Annotated in this window: 21 protein-coding genes and 2 tRNA genes; 10 read left to right on the top strand and 13 right to left on the bottom strand. The window is 41.3% G+C overall.

The window, feature by feature from the left end:
* Positions 1–30 precede the first annotated feature (30 nt).
* The 3 genes from HMPREF1212_RS05470 to HMPREF1212_RS05460 are packed head-to-tail and all read right to left on the bottom strand — an operon-like array spanning position 31 to position 4,712.
* Complete coding sequence (locus tag HMPREF1212_RS05470) at positions 31–1,491, bottom strand: TolB family protein (RefSeq protein ID WP_046148686.1); 1,461 nt, start codon at positions 1,489–1,491, stop codon at positions 31–33.
* A gap of 11 nt (positions 1,492–1,502) precedes the next feature.
* A complete protein-coding gene (locus HMPREF1212_RS05465; RefSeq protein ID WP_028727438.1) occupies positions 1,503–3,254 on the bottom strand; it encodes a DUF6057 family protein in 1,752 nt (583 codons plus the stop codon).
* A 12-nt stretch (positions 3,255–3,266) separates the two neighbouring features.
* Positions 3,267–4,712 (bottom strand): ATP-binding cassette domain-containing protein, encoded by a 1,446-nt coding sequence (locus HMPREF1212_RS05460; protein ID WP_046148685.1) that lies wholly within the window; start codon positions 4,710–4,712, stop codon positions 3,267–3,269.
* 435 nt (positions 4,713–5,147) lie between these two features.
* Here HMPREF1212_RS05460 and HMPREF1212_RS05455 point away from each other — a divergent pair, with 435 nt between their 5' ends.
* A complete protein-coding gene (locus HMPREF1212_RS05455; protein ID WP_028727436.1) occupies positions 5,148–5,816 on the top strand; it encodes a 3-keto-disaccharide hydrolase in 669 nt (222 codons plus the stop codon).
* A gap of 44 nt (positions 5,817–5,860) precedes the next feature.
* Here HMPREF1212_RS05455 and argB read toward each other — a convergent pair whose 3' ends face one another.
* On the bottom strand, positions 5,861–6,634 hold the full coding sequence (gene argB, locus HMPREF1212_RS05450; RefSeq protein ID WP_046148684.1) for an acetylglutamate kinase: 774 nt from the start codon (positions 6,632–6,634) through the stop codon (positions 5,861–5,863).
* Positions 6,635–6,704: 70 nt separating this feature from the next.
* Between argB and HMPREF1212_RS05445 the strand changes: the two genes are divergently transcribed.
* The 7 genes from HMPREF1212_RS05445 to HMPREF1212_RS05415 all read left to right on the top strand — a co-directional run bounded on the left by HMPREF1212_RS05445 (position 6,705) and on the right by HMPREF1212_RS05415 (position 11,184).
* Positions 6,705–6,777: transfer RNA gene (locus HMPREF1212_RS05445), tRNA-Gly, on the top strand.
* Positions 6,778–7,031: 254 nt separating this feature from the next.
* Positions 7,032–8,462 (top strand): sodium:proton antiporter NhaD, encoded by a 1,431-nt coding sequence (gene nhaD, locus HMPREF1212_RS05440; RefSeq protein ID WP_046148683.1) that lies wholly within the window; start codon positions 7,032–7,034, stop codon positions 8,460–8,462.
* A gap of 19 nt (positions 8,463–8,481) precedes the next feature.
* The gene (locus HMPREF1212_RS05435) at positions 8,482–9,144 is read left to right on the top strand and encodes an MgtC/SapB family protein (protein ID WP_028727425.1); all 663 of its coding nucleotides are present in this window, start codon (positions 8,482–8,484) and stop codon (positions 9,142–9,144) included.
* A gap of 64 nt (positions 9,145–9,208) precedes the next feature.
* A complete protein-coding gene (locus HMPREF1212_RS05430; RefSeq protein WP_028727424.1) occupies positions 9,209–9,844 on the top strand; it encodes a hypothetical protein in 636 nt (211 codons plus the stop codon).
* A 12-nt stretch (positions 9,845–9,856) separates the two neighbouring features.
* Positions 9,857–10,219, top strand: coding sequence for an arsenate reductase family protein (locus HMPREF1212_RS05425; protein WP_046148682.1), 363 nt, complete (start codon positions 9,857–9,859; stop codon positions 10,217–10,219).
* 24 nt (positions 10,220–10,243) lie between these two features.
* The gene (locus HMPREF1212_RS05420; protein ID WP_044191978.1) at positions 10,244–10,594 is read left to right on the top strand and encodes a DUF3795 domain-containing protein; all 351 of its coding nucleotides are present in this window, start codon (positions 10,244–10,246) and stop codon (positions 10,592–10,594) included.
* Positions 10,595–10,608: 14 nt separating this feature from the next.
* Entirely contained in the window at positions 10,609–11,184 is a 576-nt protein-coding gene (locus tag HMPREF1212_RS05415) for a uracil-DNA glycosylase family protein (protein WP_046148681.1), read from the top strand.
* 37 nt (positions 11,185–11,221) lie between these two features.
* Here HMPREF1212_RS05415 and HMPREF1212_RS26255 read toward each other — a convergent pair whose 3' ends face one another.
* The 8 genes from HMPREF1212_RS26255 to HMPREF1212_RS05375 form a co-directional block, all read right to left on the bottom strand.
* Positions 11,222–12,811 (bottom strand): alpha-L-arabinofuranosidase C-terminal domain-containing protein, encoded by a 1,590-nt coding sequence (locus HMPREF1212_RS26255; RefSeq protein WP_081693300.1) that lies wholly within the window; start codon positions 12,809–12,811, stop codon positions 11,222–11,224.
* Positions 12,812–12,826: 15 nt separating this feature from the next.
* On the bottom strand, positions 12,827–14,110 hold the full coding sequence (locus tag HMPREF1212_RS05405; protein ID WP_028727419.1) for an MFS transporter: 1,284 nt from the start codon (positions 14,108–14,110) through the stop codon (positions 12,827–12,829).
* 9 nt (positions 14,111–14,119) lie between these two features.
* Positions 14,120–15,598: an FAD-dependent oxidoreductase gene (locus tag HMPREF1212_RS05400; RefSeq protein ID WP_046148680.1), complete on the bottom strand. Its 1,479-nt coding sequence runs from the start codon at positions 15,596–15,598 to the stop codon at positions 14,120–14,122.
* A 93-nt stretch (positions 15,599–15,691) separates the two neighbouring features.
* On the bottom strand, positions 15,692–17,350 hold the full coding sequence (locus HMPREF1212_RS05395; protein ID WP_052349817.1) for a RagB/SusD family nutrient uptake outer membrane protein: 1,659 nt from the start codon (positions 17,348–17,350) through the stop codon (positions 15,692–15,694).
* Between the two features lie 20 nt (positions 17,351–17,370).
* Positions 17,371–20,679 (bottom strand): TonB-dependent receptor, encoded by a 3,309-nt coding sequence (locus tag HMPREF1212_RS05390; RefSeq protein WP_052724921.1) that lies wholly within the window; start codon positions 20,677–20,679, stop codon positions 17,371–17,373.
* A 214-nt stretch (positions 20,680–20,893) separates the two neighbouring features.
* A complete protein-coding gene (locus tag HMPREF1212_RS05385) occupies positions 20,894–21,877 on the bottom strand; it encodes a FecR family protein (RefSeq protein ID WP_082099827.1) in 984 nt (327 codons plus the stop codon).
* Between the two features lie 103 nt (positions 21,878–21,980).
* Positions 21,981–22,577 (bottom strand): RNA polymerase sigma-70 factor, encoded by a 597-nt coding sequence (locus HMPREF1212_RS05380; protein WP_028727416.1) that lies wholly within the window; start codon positions 22,575–22,577, stop codon positions 21,981–21,983.
* A gap of 94 nt (positions 22,578–22,671) precedes the next feature.
* Positions 22,672–24,174, bottom strand: a complete 1,503-nt coding sequence (locus HMPREF1212_RS05375; RefSeq protein ID WP_046148679.1) for a glutamine synthetase family protein — start codon at positions 24,172–24,174, stop codon at positions 22,672–22,674.
* A gap of 180 nt (positions 24,175–24,354) precedes the next feature.
* Here HMPREF1212_RS05375 and HMPREF1212_RS05370 point away from each other — a divergent pair.
* Together HMPREF1212_RS05370 and HMPREF1212_RS05365 are read left to right on the top strand one after the other, a co-directional pair.
* Positions 24,355–24,427: transfer RNA gene (locus HMPREF1212_RS05370), tRNA-Trp, on the top strand.
* Positions 24,428–24,778: 351 nt separating this feature from the next.
* On the top strand, positions 24,779–25,105 hold the full coding sequence (locus HMPREF1212_RS05365; protein WP_046148678.1) for a hypothetical protein: 327 nt from the start codon (positions 24,779–24,781) through the stop codon (positions 25,103–25,105).
* Between the two features lie 141 nt (positions 25,106–25,246).
* On the opposite strand, the gene map is transcribed toward HMPREF1212_RS05365, so the two are convergent.
* Positions 25,247–26,098, bottom strand: a complete 852-nt coding sequence (map, locus tag HMPREF1212_RS05360; protein ID WP_028727414.1) for a type I methionyl aminopeptidase — start codon at positions 26,096–26,098, stop codon at positions 25,247–25,249.
* Positions 26,099–26,102: the final 4 nt, after the last annotated feature.

The following is a 26,102-nucleotide window of genomic DNA, read 5'->3' as shown; positions in this document are numbered from 1 at the left end:
CTATAAACGTTTATAGGGTCATCGGATTTTTTATTTAGCAAACTTCACATCTATACCTTTATCTTCTTTCGCCTTCAGGCCTAATACCCGACCTCCGACTTTCACCTTTCCGGTAATAAATTCCGGAATATTATATGACATCATAAAGCGGTCGTAAAACTCCGTATCTTTCTGAGGTAATAAGAATGGTTTACAGGCTTTGCCGTCTTCACCGATATAAGCGATATAAGGACGGGTATATAATCCGTCTATCCGGCGACTACTGAATATCACCCAACGGCTGTTACTGCTCCATGAGTGATAACTTTCCACATCATCACTATTCAAAATATCCAATGGAACGCTTTCTCCTGTTGAAAGATCAGCCATATACAGATCTGCATCTTTATGCCAGATTGAGAAATTTCCATATCCGGAGACAGTGTACATTAAATGCTTTCCATCAGGAGATACACGAGGGAAAGAAACACTCTGCCCTGCAGTATTTGCATTATATAATGTATCGACTACAGATCCAAAGCTCCGGGTATCCGGATCGAAAGCGATAGAACACAAACTATACTTGATCGCGGAGAACTCTTTCGGGATAGGACGCGCACCAGCCGTACAGAAATAGAGAGTCTTTCCATCCGGAGAGAATGTAGGGAATGTTTCAAAAGCTTCTTTCGAAAACAGCTTCCCGGTAGTAACTATCTCATGCTTCTCCACGTCGTACACAACAACATCCGAAGCTTCATCAAACACCTCGATCCGGTTCCTGTCATTCATATGGAATCCTTGCTTCGTATTATTTACCGAAAATGCAACATATTTTCCGGAAGGATGCCAGGAAGGATATACCAGGGACGAAATCGTCTGCTCCGTTTTAGTATTCAGCTTTTCTATCTTATCACCGTCGATCAGGATCGTTCCGGGATATGTTTCGCGCATATGGAAAAGCATCTTATCCGGATTCTGCATACAGAAAGAATGACAGTTCACACAATTTCTGCCACTCATTTTATTTTCAATAATAGCCGTTTCCGTATAGTTTTCCAAATTACGTTGGTAAAGTCCCATCTTATTCCATAAGGTATATCCGGGGGCTATCAACCGATAAGCGATATAAGGGTCAACCGGTTCTGTTGCCACATATAATTTGAATGGAGCATATTCAACCCATTGGCCTTTATCTTTTGCTTGTACGGTTACATCCACTGTATTGCCGCTTGCCGCCTGTAACAGTTTCTTCCATTTGGAAGCCGGAATTACGAATTGACCGCCTTTGGCTTTCACCTCTATTTTCTGATCAGCTGAAGATAAAACAGCACGAGCTTCTTCATACGGGGTCGTCAATGAAAAGTTCAACGGAGCAATATTTGCCGGGACAGTCACATCCGTATAATCCGGATTAATTACAGGCTTTTCACTTAGTTTATTGTTAATCTGAACTGAATCCGAACAGGACATAAACAGAGCCAGCAACACCATATATTTATAATTTCTATTCATATCTCATCCGATCATTTAAACATAAAATAAAACCAGTAAGTATCTCCGTAAGCTCTCCTCATCAAGCCGGGCAAGGCATTTGTATTGTTTCTATTTGCCAAAACCTGTTTTTTATATTCAGCAAACCGTTGCATGACAGAAGGAGATATATCAAAACGCTTCCAGTAGTCCGGTTCGGTCTCCGACAAAGTGATTACTGCCTCTTGAAACGATTTGGGCAATGTGGGTAAAACATCAGTACCATAATAATGCTCCACCATACTCTTAAAGCCTGCCATATCCTTTGACATCAAGAAAAAGAGTCCCAAATATTCAATTGCATTCTTATTTGAGGGGTTCGTTTCAGCAATTACCCGCAGATCCTTTTCCATATTGTTCAGTTCCGACAAATAATTATCCTTTGACAGACATTTACGCATTGTTCCCAGAATCGGATCTTTTTCAACCTCGGCATCATTATATAAAAACTTACGTTGCCCGTTAGCCCAGGAACTATAGCAACTCGTCTTTTCCAACACATTAATGTATTTTTCTGCTACCGGATATTCTCCATAAATAAGATTAGTTTGCACCAGTCTTTTCAATATGCGGGGGTTGCCCTCTCCTACAGAAGTGGCAAATGCCTCGAAAGCCATCTCCTGCGCCAATGCAGAATTACCCATCACAAAAGTAATTTCACTCAGCAGAATGGAAATCTGTTCTGTTTGATTCCAGGAAACCATCAGTCCCTGTACTCCTCTCTGATCAAAGCTGAATGCACGGTCAGCCAACTCCCCCTTATGTGCCAAAGCCAGATTCAAATAACACATGTTCAGATAATTAGTAAGCTTCCCCTTACTTTCTTCAATGATTTTATCCCATTGTTCCGTCCTTGCATAGTAGTCCAGTTCTTTTACTTTGATTGATTTTTTATCGCCATATTGAGGAACTCCCCACCAACATAAAAGAAACAGCATTACAACTTGCGCTATTCCACCAACAATCAGAAGTTTCTTGCCAACCGGCTTCAGCCTGCGTTTCAGTCCAAACGAAATAACCAGAATAACAGGAAGCGATATCCACGAATAATAGATAACGGGCTTCGGATGCAAAGCGGTATGGTAATAAGCATCAGGCAGAAAAGCAAAACGATACTCGCCTAAAGCAGCTAAATAGACACTGCATACACCACACAAAACAGCCAAAGCACAGGATAACAAGCTCCAATACCATCTCGGAGTTTTATTAAACAACTCATAAACGACAACTAATATGGAAAATAAAAAGGCCGCTGCTCCTATTAATCCAAAAAGGATAGGCGTTAACAATATCTCTGCTCCTATCCTCCATTTGTCATTCGACATACGTACACATAAATACAATGCTAAAAGCATTATATCCAGCGCCACCGTTCCGAAAACAAGATAATTAAAATCAAAATGGATAAACATGATCAGAGCGACCGGAATAAGATAAAGCAGAAACATATTCGTATCCGGTACGATCCGTCGTACAATTCCCCTTATTTCAAGCCCGGCAATAACTAATAACCCTGCTGTAATGGCTGCTCCTGCATATGGCAGGATAAAAAACTGAACCAAAAACTCAGACAGAGCTAACGCAAATCCACCGGGAATGATCAGTTTCTCTGAAATATATTCCCAGGTAAACTGAAACAACTGGATCTGCTCGATAAAGTAAAAATGATATTTACTATACTCCTGCAGAAAGACGAACAAAGCAGCAAATATGACCAGCCAAAAAGCTGCGACTTTCAATTTCATGGCATTGTGGTTTTAAGCATGTTTTACCAATTCAAAACGTCTATCCACACACTGCGGAAGCTCATGCGGATAGTGGGTGACATAGATCAACGTTTTACCCGGCCGTGAACAGAACTGTTCTATTATCCGCGCAGCTCTCTTCTTATTACTGATATCAAGCCCGTGTAAAGGTTCATCCAATATGATCAGATCAGGATCTTTTACAAAAGCACGAGCCAACAACGCCAATCGCTGTTCCCCCGATGACAATGTGAGGAAAGAACGGTCTTTTAATATCTCGATCCCAAACACACGCATCCAGTCAAACGCTATCGCCTGTTGTTCGGCAGTACATTTACGATATAATCCGATCGAGTCAAAGAAACCTGAACCTACAATGTTCAATGTCGGAACATTCTCCATATAGAACAAATGCATCTCCGGAGAAACATAGCCTATCCGTTTCTTTATATCCCAGATACTCTCCCCTGATCCCCGTTTCCGGTCAAACAAATATAATGTATTTGCATAAGATTGAGGATTATCGGCATAAATTAAACTTAATAAAGTTGATTTTCCCGCTCCATTCGGCCCAAACAAAGCCCATTTCTCTCCATTCTTCACTTCCCAGTCGAGCTCTTTCAGAATAGTCCGCTTTCCATATTTTATAGAAACATGCTCCATCCGGAACGTAACGTCATGGGTTGAGGATACCTTTTCCGATGCAGGTAACGGGATATCGGATGAGTGATCCGGGAAAAGCTGGGTAAGCAAACCTGTATGTGCAATAAAGTCCGCACGCGTTTCCGGAGGAAAACAGATCCGGTCATGTACAGGTAAAACATGCGTAATCATTTCCGGTATATCATCCGGATTAGACAGGAGTAAAATGACCTGTACATTTTCCAGTTTCGTCATTTGCTGCAACAAATCTATCAGGACATCTCTTGAAGAGGCATCCAGACCGATAAACGGATTATCCAGTATCAATATCCGCGGCCGGGTCAACAGCGAACGTACGATCAGAAACTTACGAAGTTCACCGCTGGATAAAAAGATCAACCGTTTGGGAAGTAAATCTTCTATTCCGAAAAAAGAAAGTATCTGGCTCAGGTTCTCCGTTCCGGCATACTCTTTCAGTATTTCTTCAATGGTAGGAACCTCATCCGTTTCCGTTGAATGCCAACGTTGCTGATAATATGTATTCCGACAATCCGCCAACGAATAAATATCTTTAAACGCGATACTTTTCACCAGGTTACTGACTTTATCATCATACCCGAAAGTGATTTCACCTTCTTTCAATGCAAATTTACGTTGCATCATATCAGCAATCAAGGTTTTCCCTGAACCGTTAGGGCCGACTACAGCCCATTGTTCCCCTTCTTTGACCGACCAGTTAAACGGTTCTGCAAAACGAAGCTCCGGCAAGCGGGTAACTACGTTACGCAAATCAACTATTATATTATTCCCTTTCATCTTCTTTTATTTGTACGCCCAAAGGTAAACAGTTTCTTTATAAAACTTAAACATATCCACTAGAAAGAAGAAGGGATCACTCATCCCGAGCAATCCCTTATTATATATACAGGCGTGGTATGTCTATAAAATTCTTACAAATTAGTTATTATAATGCCTGTAATTTCCCTACTCAACTTAATAATTTTCAACCAATATATATTATTGTATTATATCCTGCTTACATTTAATTCAGTTAGAACAGACTACCAGCCCCATGAGACAAAAATAATAAAATAAAACAAAACAACAATAAAAACAATTGATTTTTACACAAATAACATCATTTTACTATCAATCAAAAAGCATTATTGAATTTATCCGGATTTTATCTCTAGTTTAAAACAGAATATCTATCTTTGGATCTTTAATTATTTTATCTTAAAATCCAATAACATGAAACGATTATTTTATTTCTCAATTCTTTTGCTGGGCATTATTAGTACCCTGAGTGTTTCTGCTGCCGACAAGAACAAATGGCAACCGCTTTTCGGTACAAACTTATCCGATGCCAGCTACAACCCGGAAATCTGGAGCATGACGGATGGTGTACTTGCCGCTGTGCAGGACGAGTCGATATGGACTAAAACCGAATATGAAAACTTTGAGCTGGATCTGGATTTCAAAACAGACGTAGGCACAAACAGTGGCGTTGTTATTTATTGTACCGATACGAAAGACTGGATTCCAAACTCGGTGGAAATCCAGATAGCAGACGACCATTGTGAAAAGTGGGGAAACGGCAAACCTTTTGAAAAGTGCGGTGCTATCTATGGTCACCTGGGTGCCAAACAGGATAAAGTGGTAAAGAAACCCGGAGAATGGAACCATATGCGTATCAGATGTGCCGGACAACATATCACAGTTATTCTCAATGGTAAAAAAGTGACTGAAATGGATATGAGTAAATGGACTTCGGGCACAGTAAACCCGGATGGCAGCGAAATCCCCAGCTGGTTACCCAAACCTTTTGCTGAATTACCGACAAAAGGTTATATCGGACTACAGGGAAAGCATGGCGATTCACTGATCTGGTTCCGCAATGTAAAAGTAAGAAGCTTATAATAAAAAGAAAGAGGAAAGCCTTCAGGACTTTCCTCTTTTTATATTTAAGAAACTTTTGTGCCTTTGCCTAAATGGATCTCTGAAGCTTGCGTGATAATAACTTCTTTCACTCCCGCATCGATAGCCTGAAACGAATTTTCGAGTTTCGGAATCATTCCTCCTTGTATAATACCTTGCTCCACCAATTGTTTGAAAGCAATACGATCTATCTCCGGTATAACGCTTTCATCGTCGTTTTCGTCTCTCAATACCCCTTTCTTCTCAAAACAAAAGACCAGTGTCACATCGAAATGCTTAGCCAATGCTTTGGCCGCCTCTCCAGCAATCGTATCTGCATTGGTATTCAACATATGCCCCTGTTTATCATGTGTAAGCGGAGCCAATACCGGAACAATACCCTGATGGATAAGGGATGCGAGTAAATCGGCATTCACCTCTTTTACATCTCCGACAAAACCATAATCCACTTCCGCTACCGGTCGTTTATCGGAACGCATCAGGTTCATATCGGCGCCTGTCAATCCTAAAGCGTTCACATTTAAAGCCTGTAAACCAGCTACAATATTTTTATTAACCAGGCCGCCATACACCATAGTGACCACTTTCAGTGTTTCAGCATCTGTCACCCTGCGTCCGTTAACCATTTTACTTTCGATACCCAACTGGCTTGCCAATTTAGTTGCCGAACGTCCGCCACCGTGTACCAGCACTTTAAATCCTTCTATCTGAGAGAAATCACAAAGCAAACTTTGCAAAGTTTCTTCTTCTTCCACGATCTTTCCACCGACTTTAATCAGCGTAAGCTTTTCTTTCTTCATATTTGATAAAATATTTTTGCGCCAAAGGTACTAAAAAAGAAAAGATTTACATACTTTTGCATCATCCAACGCGGTAGTAGCTCAGTTGGTAGAGCATTAGCTTCCCAAGCTAAGGGTCACGGGTTCGAACCCCGCTTACCGCTCACTCTATTCAAGGTATTACCTGAAAAAGGTAATACCTTTATTTTTATCCCTCAAAAGAGAATTTTGTATTATATTATATGATACAATAGCCACATTATACATAAAACACCCACCCCCTGAAACTTATTTGTTCGCATCTATCGACGAATAGTCCTGATTGATGAAAACATTTCATTTAAAATGTGTGTTAATCCTATATTATTCCTACTTTTGCGAGTATTAACTAATATTAAAAAGAAAAAGAAGAATTACCATGTTGACAGTGATGATTTTTGTTTTTTTAGTCGGATATCTATGTATTGCTTTAGAGCATCCGCTGAAAGTAAACAAAGCCGGAACAGCCCTACTTACCGGGACAATACTTTGGGTGTTATACACATTCGCGGCTCCTGATCTTATCCCATCTGCTTCTGCCGAAACTTTTAAAGAATTTCTGGACTCGCATCCGGCTATAGCCGCGCTGCCTTTCGTGGAACAATGTACCCGTTTTGTAGTCGAACATCAGGTACTGGACAGTATAGGAGAAATCGCAGAGACTTTGATCTTCCTAATTGGAGCAATGATCACCGTTGAACTGATCGATGCACACGGAGGGTTCATGTTCATTACCAATCGCATCAAAACCAACCAAAAGAAAAAGCTATTATTGTTAGTAGCCTGTATCACATTCTTCATGTCAGCCATACTCGATAACCTGACGACTTCAATCGTTATGGTTATGCTTATGCGGAAATTATTAGGTAATTACAAAGAGCGTTGGGTATTTGGCAGCGTTATCATTATAGCAGCCAATAGTGGTGGTGCCTGGTCTCCTATCGGCGACGTTACGACAATCATGCTATGGGTAAGAGGAAACATATCCTCCTCTTCGACTATTCCCCACCTGATTCTGCCGAGCTTGGTATCAGCAGCTGTGCCGGTATTGATCATGATGCGTTTCCTGCATGGGAAAGTCACTCCTCCCGATGCATTTACTTACAATGAGAATGATGAACTACTCAAAGAATTAAAGAATAAAGAAAAGCTCTCCATCTTAATCCTTGGCGTATTCTGTCTTGTGTTTGTACCTATATTTAAAACAATCACTCACCTGCCTCCGTTTATGGGTATCTTAATGGGAGTCGGTATTTTGTGGGTATATACAGAATTAATGTATAAGCGGAATATCGTGAACGAAGATATAAAACTCCGTTTATCAAAGATAGTCCGCCGGATAGACGGGGCTACATTATTGTTTTTCCTTGGGATATTACTGGCAGTCGATGCTTTGCGTTGCAGCGGTGTCTTAACAAGTTTTGCCCTCTGGCTGGATGACACTGTCGGTAACGTATATGCTGTAAATATGATTATCGGTACTTTATCATCCATCGTCGATAACGTACCTCTGGTAGCCGGAGCTATCGGTATGTATCCGGTGGCAACAGAAGCTATGATTGCAACAGCTGCCGACCCCGTTTATATGTCCCATTTCGTACAGGATGGCGTTTTCTGGCAATTCCTGGCTTATTGTGCCGGAGTAGGCGGCAGTATGCTAATCATCGGATCTGCTGCCGGAGTTGTCGTGATGGGACTGGAACGCATCAATTTCATTTGGTATCTCAAAAATATTTCGTTACTTGCACTCCTTGGATATCTGGCAGGGGCCGGAGTCTATATTATCCAGAATGTAGTACTGGGATTATAATCAAAAGGAGGATACAATTATGCTATGGGATTTCATACTTAGACTGTTTATTGCAGGTGTCCTGGGGGCCGTAGTCGGACTTGACCGGGAATACAGGGCTAAAGAAGCCGGTTACCGCACGCATTTCCTGGTTTCACTGGGTAGTGCGCTCATCATGATCGTGTCGCAGTATGGCTTCCAGCAGGTTATCCTGGAAAACAGTGTCTCACTCGACCCGAGCCGCGTTGCCGCACAGGTAGTAAGTGGCATCGGCTTCATCGGTGCAGGAACTATCATCATACAAAAACAGTTTGTACGAGGACTGACAACGGCTGCCGGGATTTGGGCTACTGCCGGAATCGGTTTGGCTATCGGAGCAGGGATGTATGGTATCGGAGTGGCGGCAACAATACTGACTCTGATCGGTCTGGAATTATTGAGCTTTATCTTTAAAAGCCTTGGAATGAAAAGTTCAATGATCGTATTTTCGACCGATGAAAAAGACATTATACAAAAGGTTACCCGGGAACTGAACGATAGAGGCTATATGCTCGTCTCCTATCAAATGGAAAAAGTCAGCCATTCGAACGCCGACACTTACGTTGTTACAATAGTTATAAAGGCAAAGAAAAGTACGGATGACAACAAATTACTCCTGTTTATGGAAGAATTTCCCGAAATAACAGTAGAGAGAATTGAATAGAATGACTGAAACGGGGACAAGTTTTACTATATTTGTCCCCGTAATTATTTTATAACAAATACACATGAACATAATTTCTAAACTTTTCAAGAAAGAGAAAGAAGAAACAGAAGCATCGTCAAAAGGCTCCGTTGAAGAATTCGTTTCTCTGATCCGCGTTTATTATCAAGCAGTCATGGCTGTACAACTAGGTATAACCAACATCAATATGCTGTCGGATATGGCGCTTTTCAAACGGATGTTGAAGATCCCTACACAAAATAACAAACCGGGTATTGCCGAGAAATCACGTGTCCGCAAGATATTGATGCAAGACTATGGCATGAAAGAAAGCTTCTTTAAAGAGATTGAAGCGTCAGTGAAAAAGAACTGCAAATCGCAGAACGATATCAAATCGTACTTCTTCCTGTTCCAGGGCTTCTGCAACGACCTGTTCTCTTTGCTGGATAATCTGATGCAGTGGAAGTTCCGCTTCTCCATGCTGGTAAAAAAGTTGTTATACAATCAGACAGCAAAAACAATCCATGAGATCGTAACACGTTCAGAGTGGAAAGAGGTAAGCGTACAAAAAACAGCATGGAGCATCCGTAAATATAAAGAAACACTCGGTTACTCGGAAGAATGGATGACTGATTTTGTTTACAATGTAGTCCTTCTTGCCAAGGAAGATGCAAAGAACCAACGCAAGAAAGATAAATAAAACACTGCCGACATGAAGTATCTTTTTCTAGAATATCCGAAATGCAGCACTTGCCGGAATGCCAAAAAGTGGCTGGATGAGCACAAGGTGGCTTATGACGACCGTCATATAATAGACCAGAATCCCTCGGCGGAAGAACTGGCTGAATGGATCGGACGAAGCAAACTTCCTCTGAAGAGCTTCTTTAATACAAGCGGTCTGGTGTATAAAGCGATGCAACTTAAAGACAAGCTTCCTTCAATGAGTGACAAGGAACAGATCGAGTTACTGGCTTCCGACGGTAAACTGATCAAGCGTCCTTTATTGGTCAGTGAAGATCAGGTGCTGGTTGGTTTTAAGGTCAGTGAATGGGAAGAATCGGTAAAAGACAAATAATCATCTTATTAATTCACTTTTCGAATGGAGAATCTGACATATCAACCAAGTGCGGAGCATGTTGCTGCCTGCGGACTCTATTGCGGAGCCTGCCGTAAGTTTGTAAAAGGCCAATGTCCGGGATGCAAAGCAAATACGAAAGCGGAATGGTGTAAAATACGGTCGTGTAATATCGAACATAATTATAAGAGTTGTGCAGACTGCACGATCAGTTCTATCGACGAATGCAAGAAGTTCAACAATTTCATAGGCAAAGTCTTTGCTGTCCTGTTCCGTTCGGATCGTCCGGCATGTATCAGAAGGATACAAGCAATCGGATATGATGCTTTTGCCGAAGAAATGCATAGTAAGAAACAACAGACAATTAAAAGATAAATAACAGAAAGCCAATGGTATCAGAATTACATCCGCTGGGGTTCTTTCTCCCCGAACAGACTAAATTGCTTATGTTGGGTAGTTTTCCCCCTCCTATGCAACGCTGGTCGATGAATTTCTATTACCCGAATATCCAGAACGATATGTGGCGTATCCTGGGATTGTTGTTCTATAATAACAAAGAATACTTTCTCGAAACCAAAAAGGCTTTTAGTGAAGAAAAAGCCAGGGCATTCTGCCGGGAGAAAGGGATCGGGATCGGAGATACGGCTGTCGAAATCATCCGTCTGAAGAATAATGCTTCTGATAATTTTCTGCAAGTAATCAAACCGATCAACCCCGAAGAAGTTCTGTCGCAGATACCGGATTGTAAAGCGATTGTCGTAACCGGCCAGAAGGCGATGGACACACTTCTGTCTGTCCTCCCTCCTACCGAGGAACCCAAAGTCGGTTCATATTCAACCTTCACTCTATTAGACCGGACATTCAGATTATACCGTATGCCCTCCTCCTCCCGCGCCTATCCCAAACCGCTGGATGAGAAAGCGGCGGTTTACAGAGGGATGTTTGAAGGGTTGGGGATGTTATAAAATAAGTCCATCGGCTTATAGTCGATGGACTTATTTCTCATTTTACTTTTGAGTACTGTATCATAGAAAAACCACACGGAGAAAGAGTCAGATCCATCTGGCTCTTTTTAGAATTAATCTCCGTCTTTTTAGGGACAATCCGGTTTCTATCATTACTCACATTTGCTACATTGATATCATCTGCTTCAAGAGTCCAAACATTCTTCACAAAATATCCGTCAGGTACATTTACTTTTACCTTCTGTCCTTTTTCATGTGAACGGTTTATCAGAGTTATATTTATATTTCCTTCTTTTGTTAAAACTGCTGCTCCATCAATAAACTTTAATTCCTGCATTTCCTCATTTACATCGCGATTAATATCACCCTCAACTTTCAATTTACTTAAAGGTAAAGACAATCCGGAACCATTAATTTCCATATCTATCTTTTTCCCTATCATATAATGCCGGTATAATTCAAACACAAAATAAACAGGTGTTTTGTAAGCATCATCATCCCCGACAGTTTTAATTAAGCCATGACCATTTACAGGGAAGATATAATTTGCCATTCCAACCGCAGGACTTTGCCTGATGAATACATTCAACATTCCAGCCACTGTCGCTACATCAAACAACCGCCTGCTATCTTTTCTGGTAAAACCAAACTTCACACCATCATAAACGGCATGTCTGTTATTCCATTCATCAATACTGAATCGTATCGGACAGTCTGTTCTTCTTAGTCGTTGGTTTTCTTTTCCCAGACGCTCCGCACTTTTCTTTATATTGGCTTCAACCTTTGCCGGAGCAAATATAGTATATGCCGGGTCCATTAAAACATTCTCTTTTATTTGTGCCCCCATATAATAATGTAATGTAAGGAAATCGATCAATGCACCGTTTTTAGAGAGGACAGTATCATTCCAACCATATAAATGTCCTACTCCCAACAACTTCAAATCAGGATAAAGACTACGGATTGTTTTAGCCCACTGATACAATTTATCTGAATAAACTTCAGCTGTTTCCGCCTTATGTACCCCATAAGGGCCATAATTTTCATTACCTATACACCAATATTTCACATTATATGGTCGCTGATGCCCATTTTGCACCCGTTTCATTCCATAAGCCGTATTGGCTGAACCATTGACATATTCAAGCCAGTTCAACGCATCTCCAAGGGAACCTGCATATTTAGGATTATTACTCATATTGAAATTAATATATGGCACAGTTCCTATTCTTTTACACCATTGAAGGAATTCATCTGTTCCGAATATGTTTGTATCCTGTCCACCCCAACAAATACAATCAACTGTCGGTCGACTTTCTTTCGGACCGATCCCATTCTCCCAATTATACTCATGTATATAAGTACCGGCCGGCCAACGAACAATTGGCATATTAAGTGGTTTCAATAGATCATTTACAACAGGATGTTCAGTACCATCCCCTCTGATCAGTCCCCCATAAATCACACTATCGTTACAATCCTCCAGCATCTGCCCATAAATCATGGGATCAATATCATCCAGCTGATCCGGAATTGAAATACTAACTACACTCTGCCCTGATATAAAAGAGGTGAAACAGAATAACGACATACACAAAACAACAAATAAACTTCTTTTTACTTTCATATTTCTAATCTTAAACTATTCAACATTTTTAAATTGTCTGATCTCCCCCAGCCGACCAACCAGAAAAGAGACCAGGATATAACTCGTTAGATAAGCTGCACCGATATAAATAAAGATCGGTAAGTAGGAATAAACGCCAACGGTCACTCCTATTATTTTCTGAGACACAACACTTGTTATCCCCCCTAACGTTCCCCCTATCCCCGTGATAGTAGCCTGCACACTTTTAGGATATATTTCGGAAGGTATCGTTATATTTGCCCATAACCCATGAGCAAGCATTATTCCGGAAATCAAACCGACAGCAACAAACGGGGTAGCACCGGAAAACAAAAGATAGCATAACACCGGAATAATTAAAGAAGCTACAAGCATAACCGTCTTTCTGGCCTTATTTAATGACCAGTTATATTTATCAATCAGAAATTTGGGGAACATGCCCCCTAATATCGTTCCTATTCCCATCGCAGTATAAGGTAGCCACGCCGTTACACCTAACTCTGTTAAAGAAAAGCCTTGTACATCCTGCAAATATTTAGGAATCCAGAACAATAGGAAATAAGTCACCGGATCAATAAAAACACGTGCGGAAAAGCATCCCCAGGTTGCTTTTCTCGACAGCAATTGTTTCAGGCTAACCTTAGTTTGTGTATCAAATGTCGTAGATTCATCATTCGATAAAATCAACTCCTTCTCCTCTTTCGAGATATGAGGATGTTTCTGCGGCAAATGATAATATTTAAGCCAAAAGAACAACCAGATAAACCCTAGGAAACCTGTTGCCAGAAAAGAAATACGCCACCCGAAATGAAACGCCAAAAAAGAAACAATCGGTACAGCCAACGCAGCTCCAATAGCCGTTCCAGCATTAAACAATCCAATAGCCAACGCACGCTCCTTCAAAGGAAACCATTCACTACAGGCTTTAACTCCCGCTGGGAAATTAGCAGACTCAGTAATGCCCAACAAAAAACGAACGACCGCAAATTGAGTTATAGAACCGGCAAATGCATGCAACATACTGACCAACGACCATCCTCCGGCAAAAATAGCAAAGCCTTTCCGAGTGCCGATGCGATCGATTATCCGCCCACTACATGCATACATCAAAGTATAACTAAAGACAAATACTGCTGTGATATTTGCATAATCAGCATCCGTCCAATGAAGCTCTTTTTGTATGGTAGAAGCCAAAATCGCCAATGTATTTCTGTCCAGACAATTCAACCCGGAAACCAGACATAATAATAAAGCAATTCTCCAACGAACTGTTTTTGTTCCTATAATCGTATTTTCCATCTCTTTCTTCTATTTTTGGAATGGATTATAGTGACCTGCATTTTTCCCATCACTATTTACACGATTCAGGATCAAACCTTTATCCACTATATTTTCCTGATTTTCATTCAACAGAAACTGCTTTTGACTAACAAGTTCCCGTCTTAATTCTGCCGTATCAATTTCACGCGTAGTGATATTCCTTTTTGCAACTAAAGCCGCAGCAGTTCCGGCCCCTTGCCCCATAGCCATGCAGGTAGCCATTACCCTTATAGAACCAAATGCCGTATGAGTTACTGAAATACAACGACCTGCCACTAATAAATTATCAAGTCCGATCGGTAATAAGCAACGATATGGTATCTCATAAACCACTTTTCCGGAACCGGTAAAAATCTGCTGTTTGCCATGAGGGGGATGAATATCTATCGCAAAAGTGCCGCAAGCAATCCCATCACAGAAAGTAGAGCCATTCAATATATCAGTCTCCGATAAAGTATAGTCACCTTCTATATGGCGGGTTTCCCGAATACCGACTTGTATTCCCGAATCAATAATAAAAGAGTTGTTAAATCCTCCAATATGTTTTTTGAGGAAATGAAACACCTGAATAACTTGTTTACGAAGAACCACTTCTGCACGTGTTAAATCTTCCGTATCAGTGCCATCGATATTCTGTAATCGTGTAGTATTCACAGAAAATTGTCCATACGGCAACTCATACATCAAAATCCGGGGAGCGACTTCGTCATCCAGTTCTCCCGTATCCACAGCCATCTTTACAATCTCATTCAAACCTAAAAAGGCAATTGCCTTCTGGCTATCTATCTCTTCATCTGTCGGATCATCTTTCAATAAATTACGATTATCTTTCATCCACTGGCGCAATTCTACATTATTCACCCCTCCTATCCTGAAATAAAGGGTTACGGGCTGCATAGCTCCATCTTCTTTTCTACCGGCCACATAACCGGCACCGGCACTCACGGCTACATCTGCATCCGCCGAACAGTCAATAATATAACGAGGACAAATAGCCTGTCTGCCCGACTTACTTTCAATGATGACAGCATTAGCACTTCCTTCTTCCACCTGCGTATCAACAACCAGAGTATGCAAGAGGATACGAACTCCGGCCTCTTCCAACATTTTAAAAAGAAGGACTTTACAGCCTTCCGGATCAAAAGGAGTCATCGAAGCATTATCAAATGTCATATCCGTAACATGCCCCGCAGAAACACCCTCCTTAACCATACGGGCGGCAAACTCACCGGCAATCCCGTTAATAACTTGCCTACCGTTTATATCATGAAACGTAAACATCGGATTAACCATCGCTACAGTCATATTACCACCGACAAAACCGTATTTTTCTACCAACAAAGTATCAGCTCCCATTCGTGCCGAAGCAATAGCCGCCCCAATACCCGCGGGCCCTGAACCGACAACCAAAACATCCGGTGTAGCTATTACTTTTGTCTCTCTCTCTTTCTCTATTATTTGTTTCATTTTGCACATAGTTATTTTGTCCGGGCGACAGGGAAGGTATAATAACCTCCTTCTGCAGCCCGGGTCTAATGAATAAATACAAACTTTAATTAGTTAATATCCTGGATTTTGAATCAGATTCTTATTTGTCTGAATTTCATCAAAAGGTATAGGAGACAAATAATGTTTTGCCGGATCGAAGAAACGTACTCCCAGTTTAGTACCCAACTTATCCTTTTCCGGATAAGTGGAATAATCCGGATTACCATATTCATCTATTGAAGGAGCGACAGATGGATAACCTGTCGGTACACGTCCATAACACATTCCGTTCATAACCTTTTCTGCCATTTCCCAGCGACGTATATCGAATAAACGAAGACCTTCTCCTGCCAATTCATATTTGCGTTCTTTCCTTATAGCGGCCCTCAGTTCCTGCTGGCTTTTTCCATTGGAGACAGGTGGCATCCCGACTCTGGCCCTTATCTTATTTATAGACTCATAAACAGAATCATCTAATTGATTCAATTCAACTTTGGCTTCAGCATAAGTCAACAAGATCTCGGCATAACGGAACACGATCGCATTAATTGAAGAGGCACCGTCTGTACGATATTCGGCGGCATCCACATATTTCCTCCAGCAGTAACCGGAAAAACTGGCATAGGTATGTGTTGCATCCAAGTTATCAATCCGGGTAGCAGGAGTCACATTATAGTTCCAACATTTCACGCTATCCTTATTCGTTTCAAACTGATAACCCAGAAAAACCGTACCGGGCAACGCGACCGTATAGCCTAACCTCGGATCCCGATTCTCCCAGGGATGTTGAGGATCATAAAGAGAAGATTTATCTATTGAATACCCGTCGGTACATTCATAGGAATCGACCAAAGCCTGGATCGGCATTTTATTTGAATAACCACCACCTAAACGGGATAAATAACGCTTAGGCATCAACTGTGTTTTATCATCCTGATTAAACTGGACAGCCCAAATAATTTCTTTCGATGTTTTTCCGGCAATCTTTGTCAGATTCTCATAACTTTCATCAAGGATATATTCAGTACCTTCCAACTCCATTATATTCTTGCAAGCATTGACGGCCACTTCCCAACGGTTATTATACAACGCGGTACGTGCAACAATAGCCCAGGCAAACCCTTGGGTTATAGCCATCGTGTTCGGCTCATTCTTCCGGGAAAGGAAAGGTGTTGAAGCTTCACACTCTGAGAGAATAAAATCTACCACTTTTTCTTTCGCATCACGGGTGACATACGCCTCATCCATTGATTGCACATGTTCAATCAATGGAACATCACCGAACATCGAAACCAATACATGATAGTAATAGGCACGCATAGTCTTCACTTCCGCCTTATATTGATTCATCTTTTCTTCCGAAACTTTTCCTTCCGAACGATTAATATTATCCAAAATAAAATTACATCTTGAAATACCGTTATACATATATGTCCAAAGATCTTTCAATTGCCAGGCACTCGGGTTATGATATAATTGTTCCGGCTTCACATCTCTTTCCGCAGCAATATCCGAAGCATTGTCGAAATAGATCATAAAAGGGATCCAGTCGTACATCAGATAAAGCGGAGAATGCATCCCTACTATTGCCATTTTTATCTGGTCTTCATTTTCCAGAAATGTTTCAGTAGACGGCAGGTTCAACGGATATTTTTCTAAAACACCTTCACATGCCGTAAGTAAAGATACACCTAGTATGAATAAACTTATTATACTCTTCTTTGTCTTCATAATTGTAATGATCTAAATGATTAAAAACGAATGTCCACTCCAAAACCTATGCTTTTCACCTGGGGATAATATTGCCCCCCCTGAGCCGGAGAAACTTCCGGATCCCATCCATCCCAGAAATTCGAAAATGTCAACAGGTTTTCTCCTGAAACATAAAATCTCAGATACTCGATCAAAGCTTTTTTAGAAATAGCCTCCGGAATGCGATAGCCTAATTGTACATTCTTCAGTCTCAAATAAGCTGCACTTTTCTTATAAAAGTCTGAATTCAAATAATTATTTGAGTCATTGAAGTACAGACGCGGAAAGGCAGCTCCGGTATCCTGATTCTCCGTTGTCCAGCGATCTTTATGGATATCAAATGCAGTACCTCCCATATGGAACGGATACATTGCCGTCTGAGTAAGATAGCCGTCCACCTTACCAACTCCCTGTAATAGAAGATTCAAATCAAAGCCCTTATAACGTCCGGCAAAATTAATTCCATATGTATATCTCGGGATTGTAGAACCCAATACCTGGCGATCATCGTCATTTACCAGATCATCGCCATTCCTGTTCTCATATCTCAAATCACCCGGAGCCAGGTCACGTATCTGACGCGTCCATTTATATGTGCCATCCGCTTCAAAGTCGCTGGCAGAAAGAATACCCAAAGACTTATACATATATAAAGAATTAATTGAATATCCTTCCCGGTTCGTTACAAGCCCGGTTCCGTTTATACCTTTTAAGTCCAAAATCTTATTCTTTACATCCGATAAATTAAAAGATAGATCGAAATCAAAATCTCCTACTTTGTCCGAATAAGTGACATTCAGGTCATACCCTTTATTTTCAACGGTACCGGCATTTTGATAAGTGGCCTGCAATCCCATAGTCCGGGGAATATCCAACTTCAGTAAAATATCTTTTGTCTTTTTATAGTACCAATCGAATGAAACACTGATCTTATCGATCAGATTAAAATCGATACCGATATTGGTCATCTGAGTCGTTTCCCAGGTAATATCCGGATTATTCATTGTCAGCACGGCGGCACCATCCATCAGCCTGTCTTCCGAAATATATTTCGTTGTCATATCGATATTGGATGAAAACGGGTAATTGTCGCTGATACTCTGGTTACCTAATGTACCCCACGAAGCTCTTACTTTAAAGTTCGAAACATATTCTTTCAGATTATTCCAAAACGCTTCTTCCGATAATCTCCAACCTGCAGAGAAAGAAGGGAAAGCCCCCCATTTATTGCCTTTACCAAACTTGGAAGATCCATCGTAACGGATATTAGCTTCAAATAAATACTTACTGTTAAAGTCGTAATTAACTCTACCGAACCATGACATCAGCACATTCTCTCCAGCCCAACCGTCATTTCTCATATTCTCAACAGAACCAGCCTGTAAAACAGTATATTCCGGGAATAAATAATCGTCCCTGAATGCATTAAAACCGGAGCTGTAATTCGATTCGTACTGGAAGCCGGCTAAAGCAGCGATCGTATGCTGTCTAATCGTCTTTTTGTAATTAGCCGTACTCCTGAACTGAAGATACCTGTTATAATCGGATTGCATTGTCAGATTCGATTTACTGGGTAGGGTAGAAAAGACACTGCCATCGGGATTATAAGTCGTCACCCGGTTAATAAATGCTTTCGATTGCGGATAAGAAATAGAAGGAGAAAAAGCGGCCTGCATCCAGAAATCGTCCATCGGTGTCCATTTGAAAGACAAATTACCCATCATCGGAGTAGACTTCTCATTGGTAAACCCTCCCTGATAGATACTGGCAACTGGATTCTCTCCATTCTGTCCTTCCGCATAATTTCCATTGGAATACTGACATGCCTGTACAGCCGGCAACTTATTCATCAAATAAAAGATATATCCTATACCAGATCCGTTCGACGACTCACTATCATACTTAGCCACAGAATTGCGGTTAGAGTTGTACAGATACACATCCAGGGAAGAAGAGAAGTGTTTTGAAAAAATGAAGTCGGTATTCAGACGCAACGAAATACGTTCATAATCCACATTTTTGATGATACCTCCCTGCCCCAGATAACCGATGGATGCCAATACTTTTAACTTATCATTCCCACCGGTCATCGTCAAGCTATGATTATGCTGAAGGCCATTACCCTGAAGTATCGCATCTTGCCAATCCGTATCCGGATAACGATCCCGATCAGAAGGCCCTTTTTCCCGCCAGTCCTTTATCTGCTCTTCTGTATAAACAGCTCCGGCTCCGGCATTCAACTTCGATTCATTCAACAACGTCATGTGATCTATGGCCCCCAGCTTCTTAGGCAGATTAGTGAGACTTTGTTTTGTTACATATCCGCTGTATGAGATATTGAATTTCCCTTCCGCCGCACGTTTGGTCGTCACCAGAATAACCCCGTTGGCAGCTTTCGACCCATAGATAGAAGCTGAAGCAGCATCTTTCAGGACAGAAATCGACTCAATAGTAGAAACGTCCAAGCTGTTCACTCCCATTTCTATGCCATCTACCAGGATCAAGGGATTTGCATTATTCAACGTTCCGATCCCCCGGATTTTAATATCCCCTTCATCCAGACCCGGTTGCCCCGAACGTTGCGTAATTGTTACTCCCGGGGCAGTGCCCTGCAAGGCTAACGACGCCTGTCCAACCTGACGTTTGTTTATCACCTCGCTACTGATCGATGTCACGGCTCCTGTCAGATTTACTTTTTTCTGTGTACCATATCCTACCACCACCACTTCATCCAATGTGCGGGTATCTTCCTGCAAGACAATTTTCAGAGTCGATTGGTTTCCTACCTTTATTTCCTGTTCTACGTAACCGATATAAGAAACCTGGATTACCGCATTCTCGGGAACATCCAAACTGAAATTACCGTCTATATCCGTTACCGTTCCGTTGTTATTGGAGTGTTTAACAAGAATATTGGCACCAATGACCGTTTCCCCTTTATGATCGACCACTTTACCTGTTATTCTTTTTATTTGTTGCAGGATTTCTCCCGGAACAGTATCCTCAGTCTTTTTATAAATGATAATATGCTTTTCGTCAATCATATAAGCCAATCCCTGACCTGCCAACAAGTTATCCAAAACAACATTGATATTCTGCTTATTCAACCGAACGGAAACCTTCTTATTCAAATTGATTTCCTTATCCCTGTACCAAAAAGAATATTCGCTCTGTTGCTTGACTTCATCCAATGCCTGTTTAAGAGTTACATTGCTCAGATCCAGAGATATCTCCGCCACCTGCGAATAACTAACATTGGCTGATGCACAAAAAATGGTTAACAAACATAATACTACGGATAATCTCATAATATTAAAGATTTTATTAAGGAGACAAACAGACATAGTTTGCCTTGACTTTGAAAATAAATTCATACTTTTGTATTGATTTTAGGTTTGTAATTGTGTTGCAATAATTCGACTTAAGTCTTCTAAAACGGAAAGTGTTGGTCGCATTTTCCGTTTTTCTTTTGTTCAGTTATTTCCCATAGGCATACCTTATTTTATTGTTAATACTACGCTGTCATTTTTCATATATATAGACCTGGTCGCCGTCTATCCTATATTTCATACGTTGATCAGCCGTCATTACCCGCATGATCTGTTCCAGATTCTCGCCACGAACAAAGTCACCGGTAATTACGATATTCTTCAATTTCTCCGAAGCGATATGAATATCCACATTGAAACTACGTTCCAGCTGACGGGCAATCGCTTCAAAGGACATACTGTTAAAGTAATACTTTCCTTCTTTCCAGGAAGTGTAATAGTCAATGTTCACTTCTCGTTTCTGCAAGTTCTTGTTCACTTTATCATAATAGACCTGCTGTCCCGGATACAGTTGTAACATCTTCGCCTGATCATCCAGCCTTACTCCTACTTTCCCTTCCGTCAAAGTTACCTCGACCCTACTTTCCTCTTCATACGCTTTCACATTAAACTTCGTACCAAACACCTGCACATTCAACTCGTCCGCCTTTACAATAAACGGACGATCCGGATCCGACACCACCTCGAAAAAGGCTTCACCGGCCACTTTCACGATCCTGTCTTTGCCAACGAATGCATTCGGATATTTCAAAACAGTTCCTGCATTCAATATCACTTTACTACCATCCGGTAAAGTCACTGTCGATTTCATCCCCAAGGGATTCGCTAGTTCCACCAGTTGGCTATTCAAGTGCTTATACCCCTGCTGATATGAGAAATAGCTAGTTATCCCGATCAGGATTGCAACAGATGCAGCCACAGAAGCAATCTTCAGCCAGACATCACGCAGGATAGCCTCATCGATCTTTTTATTCAACTGTGATAAAATACTTGCGCGCATCTCCTCACTCCGTGCTTTTACATGCGGAGATAATTCTATACTGTCAAGAAGCCCGAGAAACTTCTGGTTATCCGGATGCGATGCCGACCAATGCTCCAGGCATTTCTGATCTTCAGCCGACAAGTCGTTCATCAACTTATCATTAATACGATCTATGTTGTTCTTTAAATCTTCCATATTATCCTCTTATTACTCTGAGGAGGAAGAAAGGGATTGTTTCGTTTAAAAGAAAAGAGATTTTTTTTGAGATTTTTCTTACTTAAAACATAAAGTATTAATACTAAGTAATATACGTCAACAATAAAGTAAATGTAATATCAGGGAAATGAGGTTTTAGGTTCGTAACGATTTTATCGATAGCTATTTTCATTTGTACACGGACTGTACTTTCATTTATCGAAAGTCTCTCAGCTATTTCCTTCGGTTTCAACCCATCCTGTCTGGCTAACAGAAATATGAGGCGACACTTCTCCGGCAACTCATCTATTACACGGTTCAGTATCTTTTCCATTTCCTCGATTAATAAATTATCGTCCGGAGATTCATTTTCCCGAGCTGTAAACTGAAGCGATGTATCATCCAAAGAGACAAACTGAGACTTCGTTGTCCTGGTCAGATAACGTGTCGATTCATTACGGACTGTAACAAACAGATACGTCTCTATATTTTCAATGTCTTTCAATTTCAGGCGGGATTGCCATACAGAAAAGAAAGCCTCAGCCACAACCTCACGACAGGCCTCGGTATCTTTCAGGAAGTAATAAGCAAAGCGGAAGCTCTGATCATAATACAGATCATAGAACATAGTAAATGCCAGCCGGTTATCATCAGCCACCATTTCCAGAATTGCCTTTATGTCTATTGAATTTGTTTTCAAACCATCTCCTCTCTCTTGTGCAAACGTAACAAAAATATTTTAAGAGATGGCCTGAAAACAAATTTTTAATATAAAGATATGTACATCCAGCCTATTATCCGCAATGGAAATAAGTATTCACCAGCCGAATCATTCCTTCCGGATTATCCTTCAGGTCATCACGCAGGGTAAAGTCGTTGTAAGACTTCAGCTTCTTGATGATACCGTCGATCATGCTCGGGCTGAATACCTTATACTTTTCATACACTTCACGTTGCTTCTGCAAACGTTCTGCCGACGCAGCACAACTATCCGGTAACTGATCCAATGTTTCCAGACGGTCTTTATTCTCCGCCTGATGGATATTGACGTTCACATACGTCTTTTCCGCAATCTCCAACGCATTCGCTATTTCAAAACCATGACGGCAGGCAACGGCTAACCCGGCCAGTAACTGATACAGGTCAGCCGAACCATCCGGCGAACGCATTTCGACCGTTTGCTTCTGCGTCGTATCATAATGGCTGTCCTGCTCCAACGGATTGGCAAGCGAACACATATCCTTCTTGGCAGCCCAACCCAGCGGAACACGAACCAATACGGAACGGTTACGGTCGCCCCAGCAAACATTGGTCGGCGCTTCCTGATGGGGAACCAGACGGAAGTAAGAAGTTGGATTCGTATTACCGAAAGCCGTAATGGAAGGAGCCAGCTGCATCATTCCGGCAATCGCCTTACGAGCCGTTTCCGACAGAACACCGTCTTTCAGCATCTGGTTTTTACCGTCTTTCATGATACGCATATGGATATGCAAACCTGATCCGGCTTTGCCCACTGTGATCTTCGGGGCAAAAGTAATATCCAGTCCGTAATCGTAAGCCAGGTTACGAATAATCCATTTGGCTATGACAAGCTGGTCGGCTGCATCTTCCACCCGGGTCGGAAGGAACTCGATCTCGTTCTGTTCGTAGATCTTTCCGTTCTGCGTAAAATTACCCACCTCGGAATGGCCATACTTGATCTGTCCCCCGGCCTGCGAAATATATTGCATGCATTGTGTACGGAAATCATTGAACTTGGCAAAAGGCCCTGACTCGTGATAGCCACGCTGGTCGGTTGCCGGGAAAAGCTCTTCTTCCTCCGCAATGACATAATATTCCAGCTCGCCCATTGCTTCAAACTCCATTCCGGTCACTTCGGTAAAGGCTTTACTGGCCTTATGCAAGGTATATTCCGGTGAGCTTTCCAGCGGTTCCCCGTCCTTATTGAAGAAAGAACACAGCATACTTACCGTGGGTAGTTCGGCAAAAGGATCGACAAAAGCCGTCCGGAAACGGGGTATCACATACAGGTCGCTGCTACCCGCTTCAATGAAAGAGAACAGGCTCGAACCGTCCACCCGCTCGCCGCAGGTGAGGATCGCATCCAGATAAGCAGCATTATTTATAACAAAATTCAGCGTTTTCAACCGGCCATCGCCTGCCGGATACATAAAGTTAACCATCTTGATCCCTTTTTCACGGATAAAAGAGATAATATCCGCTTTGGTAAATTGGGAAGAAGGTTTCTGTAGAAACTCAACCAGTAGGTTGGAGTTCATTTCTAATACGTTTTCCATGTTTGTCGATTGTTTTACAGTATAGATTTAACTATCAATTCTATTGTCTCCAAAGATAGAAAAAGATATTTCGAATGGTTTATTTTCCTTGAATTTTATCATACAGGAAATATATTATTTTCACTTTTTCTCAAAAAGCCTTGCATATTCAAAACAAAAGACTACCTTTGCACCCGCAATACGGAAGTAGCTCAGTTGGTAGAGCACTGGTCTCCAAAACCAGGTGTCGGGAGTTCGAGCCTCTCCTTCCGTGCATAAAGCAATACATTTATTTAATGTGTTGCTTTTTTTATGCTTCAACTTACATGTAAGATTATTCCATGATCCTACCATAGGACTATTAGAAACTCTTTCCACTGAATTATCCGGATCAACTCCTTCATACAAAAAAACAGTACTCCTTTTAGAAGAAGTGTTTCACCTATAGGAAACAGTTGTTTCACTTAGGAGAAACACTTGTTTCATACTGATGAAACAAATGTTGATAAGGGGTGTAAAAGAACAGAAATAAAGAGCATTCTTTATTCAATCTATCAGGTAATAATCGTATATTGCGCATAGTTTATCACAAATTCAAAATCAATAGATAAAAAACTAATGCTCTATGAATATAATTAAATATGTACTATTAGCAGGCCTTTCGGTCTGTCTGTTTACTTCCTGCGGAGCAACTCTTTCGAATGCTTTGGCGGCAGATAGCAATATCCAGAAACTAGAGCTGGGAATGACTAAGCAGGAAATTGTAAATATTATGGGGGATACCTATAAAAGACTGGAAGTTAAGCAAACATCCAAAGGCTATCGGGAAACCCTCGGGTATCTTGATTCTCAAGATGGCATTTACCGGTTCCGCCTGCTCAATAATAAACTTCAGGAATGGGACTATTTACAACCCAACAAGTGCAAGGACAATTGTTCAAATGACAAATGACAAACGCCATTGCAAACAAAACAAGTGTTTGCAATGGCGTATATAACTGGATGATAATACCTTGATAGCAATTATTGCAAATGACAAATAAATTCACAAAAACATTTTGTGAGAGATGTTTTTATTAGGAATAGCCGCTTATTAATCGGATAATATTTCCAATCCATCCTCCCTCATCACAAAGGTATGTTCCCATTGGGCAGAAGGAAGCTCATCGTCTGTTATTACCGTCCATCCGTCTTCTTCTGCGATGTAGACGCGATAAGTTCCCATGTTGATCATCGGCTCGATGGTGAAAACCATTCCAGGAACCAGGAGCATTCCGGTTCCTTTACGGCCGAAATGGGCAACTTCCGGTTCTTCGTGAAACTCTAATCCGACCCCATGACCACACAAATCGCGGACAACAGAGAAGCCGTTCTTCTCGGCATGCTTCTGAACGGCATGACCGATATCACCTACGTAACCGAACGGTTTGGCGGCTTTCATTCCAACTTCCAGACATTCCTTTGCCACGCGAACCAGTTTTTCCTTCTCCGGAGAGACATTCCCGATCATAAACATACGGGAAGCATCCGAAAAATAACCGTCCAAGATGGTCGATACGTCTACATTAATAATATCTCCTTCCCTCAGTATCTCCTTCTCACTCGGTATACCATGACAGACAACCTCATTGATAGAAGTACAAACGCTTTTAGGAAATCCCTCAAAATTCAACGGAGCCGGAATAGCGCCGTGGTCTGTCGTATAGTCATAAACCAGCTTATCGATCGCAGCCGTCGACATTCCCGCCTTGATCTCTTTCGCTACCAAGTCGAGAATACCCGAGTTTACAACTCCGCTTCTACGGATACCTTCGATCTGTTCTTCCGTTTTAATCAGTTTTCGGGAAGGTACTAAATGACCTTTATTCTGGAGATAGAGTATCTTTTTATCTAATTCGGTGAGTGGTTGGCCTTTGATAATTTGCCAATTATTTCTTCTTCTCATACAT

The sequence above is a fragment of the Parabacteroides sp. HGS0025 genome, assembly GCF_000969845.1.
GTDB classification, from domain to species: domain Bacteria; phylum Bacteroidota; class Bacteroidia; order Bacteroidales; family Tannerellaceae; genus Parabacteroides; species Parabacteroides gordonii.
This window is presented reverse-complemented; position numbering and strand designations above follow the sequence as displayed.

Coding starts and splice junctions, on each gene's coding strand:
- HMPREF1212_RS05470 (WP_046148686.1), bottom strand. CDS start 1,491: ATGAATAGAAATTATAAATATATGGTGTTGCTGGCTCTGTTTATGTCC.
- HMPREF1212_RS05465 (WP_028727438.1), bottom strand. CDS start 3,254: ATGAAATTGAAAGTCGCAGCTTTTTGGCTGGTCATATTTGCTGCTTTG.
- HMPREF1212_RS05460 (WP_046148685.1), bottom strand. CDS start 4,712: ATGAAAGGGAATAATATAATAGTTGATTTGCGTAACGTAGTTACCCGC.
- HMPREF1212_RS05455 (WP_028727436.1), top strand. CDS start 5,148: ATGAAACGATTATTTTATTTCTCAATTCTTTTGCTGGGCATTATTAGT.
- argB (WP_046148684.1), bottom strand. CDS start 6,634: ATGAAGAAAGAAAAGCTTACGCTGATTAAAGTCGGTGGAAAGATCGTG.
- nhaD (WP_046148683.1), top strand. CDS start 7,032: ATGTTGACAGTGATGATTTTTGTTTTTTTAGTCGGATATCTATGTATT.
- HMPREF1212_RS05435 (WP_028727425.1), top strand. CDS start 8,482: ATGCTATGGGATTTCATACTTAGACTGTTTATTGCAGGTGTCCTGGGG.
- HMPREF1212_RS05430 (WP_028727424.1), top strand. CDS start 9,209: ATGAACATAATTTCTAAACTTTTCAAGAAAGAGAAAGAAGAAACAGAA.
- HMPREF1212_RS05425 (WP_046148682.1), top strand. CDS start 9,857: ATGAAGTATCTTTTTCTAGAATATCCGAAATGCAGCACTTGCCGGAAT.
- HMPREF1212_RS05420 (WP_044191978.1), top strand. CDS start 10,244: ATGGAGAATCTGACATATCAACCAAGTGCGGAGCATGTTGCTGCCTGC.
- HMPREF1212_RS05415 (WP_046148681.1), top strand. CDS start 10,609: ATGGTATCAGAATTACATCCGCTGGGGTTCTTTCTCCCCGAACAGACT.
- HMPREF1212_RS26255 (WP_081693300.1), bottom strand. CDS start 12,811: ATGAAAGTAAAAAGAAGTTTATTTGTTGTTTTGTGTATGTCGTTATTC.
- HMPREF1212_RS05405 (WP_028727419.1), bottom strand. CDS start 14,110: ATGGAAAATACGATTATAGGAACAAAAACAGTTCGTTGGAGAATTGCT.
- HMPREF1212_RS05400 (WP_046148680.1), bottom strand. CDS start 15,598: ATGAAACAAATAATAGAGAAAGAGAGAGAGACAAAAGTAATAGCTACA.
- HMPREF1212_RS05395 (WP_052349817.1), bottom strand. CDS start 17,350: ATGAAGACAAAGAAGAGTATAATAAGTTTATTCATACTAGGTGTATCT.
- HMPREF1212_RS05390 (WP_052724921.1), bottom strand. CDS start 20,679: ATGAGATTATCCGTAGTATTATGTTTGTTAACCATTTTTTGTGCATCA.
- HMPREF1212_RS05385 (WP_082099827.1), bottom strand. CDS start 21,877: ATGGAAGATTTAAAGAACAACATAGATCGTATTAATGATAAGTTGATG.
- HMPREF1212_RS05375 (WP_046148679.1), bottom strand. CDS start 24,174: ATGGAAAACGTATTAGAAATGAACTCCAACCTACTGGTTGAGTTTCTA.
- HMPREF1212_RS05365 (WP_046148678.1), top strand. CDS start 24,779: ATGAATATAATTAAATATGTACTATTAGCAGGCCTTTCGGTCTGTCTG.
- map (WP_028727414.1), bottom strand. CDS start 26,098: ATGAGAAGAAGAAATAATTGGCAAATTATCAAAGGCCAACCACTCACC.